The organism is Candidatus Magnetobacterium casense, from assembly GCF_019173545.1.
Classification (GTDB): domain Bacteria; phylum Nitrospirota; class Thermodesulfovibrionia; order Thermodesulfovibrionales; family Magnetobacteriaceae; genus Magnetobacterium; species Magnetobacterium cryptolimnobacter.
In genome coordinates, this window is record NZ_JABXWD010000592.1 from 1 (window position 1) to 1,645 (window position 1,645).

The window sequence follows — 1,645 nt, forward strand, 5'->3', positions numbered from 1 at the left end:
ATGATTGTTGGTCAGCAGATGTAACCGTTCACGGCGCTGTCTGACGTTCCATCCTACATACTGATCGCGTACCGCACAACTCCAGGCAGATGGTGTCCTTTCGGCAAGCCTGCATGAAAAGGATGTAGAGAAGGTGTATCATAGGTTATCCACGTAACCGAAAAGGAGGGATAACCAATGAAAGAGATGAGCCCGCAAAGTATCGCCCAACAGAGTCAAACTGAACCAATCACTCAAAGCCTCTATAGCCTGGCAGATCTTCAGAAAAGGTTTAACAATTGGCGTATGAAGAGGAAGAAGCGAGGGGTGATACCAGAAGAGCTATGGGATAGTGCGGTAAGAGCAGTGCAGGAAAACCCACCGGGCAGGGTATCAAGAGTATTGGGATTGAATTACCTAAATTTAAAAAAGCGAGTTGAGGAGGGAGGGGCCACTCAGCAGGTAAACAGGAATAAAGAGGTGAGTAAATTTGTAGAATTTGATATCAGGCAGTTATCAATAGCGGGTATTGAATGTGTAGTGGAGGTGGAAGAGGCCAATGGAGCCAAGATGAAAGTGCAGATAAAGAATGCCAGCAGTGTTACTCCCATGGAATTGGTGAGGGTCTTTTTAGAGAGAAGCCGATGATACAGATCACACCACAGATGCGGATATTAGTGGCTGTTGAAGCCGTGGATTTTCGCAAAGGGATTGATGGTCTTGCGGGGCTTTGCCGGCAGTCAATGAGAGAAGATCCTTTTTCGGGCTCTGTCTTTGTCTTTCGCAACCGGGGTAAGACAGCTATTAGAGTATTAGCGTATGATGGCCAAGGATTTTGGTTATGTCAGAAGCGCTTATCGAAGGGTCGTTTTCAATGGTGGCCGGGAGGAGATAATGAGAAGATAAGCCGTTTGGCCGCCCATCAATTGCAGCTTCTTTTATGGAGTGGTAATCCTGATGGTGGACAGGTGGCTCCTTTGTGGAAAGAGATTAAAACATCCCCATAGCGGAAAAGAGGGAGATTTTTTAATTTTTTGCTCTTGCGTTCCTCATCCCCTTATGCTATTGTTAAGGGTATGGAACTTGAGATCAAATACCGTGGGAAGATAGCCACCGATCAGGACATAGCGTTGATCAACAGGATGATCTCTGAGAATCCCGTAATAGGCCGCCGTGCCCTCTCCCAGGAGTTGTGCCGGGCATGGAACTGGGTGCAGCCTAATGGGGCATTACGGGATATGGTGTGCAGGGGTTTTTTACTTGCCCTGGAGCGGGCAGGCTATATCAAGTTGCCGCCTCCAAAATCAACTCCCCCCAATCCCTTTTTGCACCGCAGGAGACCAGAGAAGATCGAAGTTGATCAAACTCCCCTTTGCACCACAGTATCGGATCTTAAGCCTATTGAGATCAAGCAGGTTCGCCGCACACCTTCAGAGAGGGTGTACAATAGCTTAATTGCCCACTATCATTATTTGGGATATTGCCAGCCTGTGGGAGAGCATTTAAAGTATATAGTCTTGGCCAAGGATAGACCCATTGCCTGTTTTGCCTTCTCTTCTGCAGTGCGACATATCGGCTGTCGTGATAAGTTCATTGGCTGGTCGGCTTTGGGCCGGCAGAAGAACCTGTCCTTGATTGCCTACAACACCCGGTTTCTTATCCTGCC

Annotated in this window: 3 protein-coding genes; all 3 read left to right on the forward strand. The window is 47.8% G+C overall.

Going from position 1 to position 1,645, the window contains the following annotated elements:
- Positions 1-177: 177 nt before the first annotated feature.
- Positions 178-627, forward strand: coding sequence for a hypothetical protein (locus HWQ67_RS17910; RefSeq protein WP_218254057.1), 450 nt, complete (start codon positions 178-180; stop codon positions 625-627).
- On the forward strand, positions 624-986 hold the full coding sequence (tnpB, locus tag HWQ67_RS17915; RefSeq protein ID WP_218254058.1) for an IS66 family insertion sequence element accessory protein TnpB: 363 nt from the start codon (positions 624-626) through the stop codon (positions 984-986). The genes HWQ67_RS17910 and tnpB overlap by 4 nt, the downstream gene beginning before the upstream one ends.
- A gap of 69 nt (positions 987-1,055) precedes the next feature.
- Positions 1,056-1,645: Druantia anti-phage system protein DruA (locus tag HWQ67_RS17920; RefSeq protein WP_218254059.1), on the forward strand; the 590-nt coding region annotated here is incomplete at its 3' end.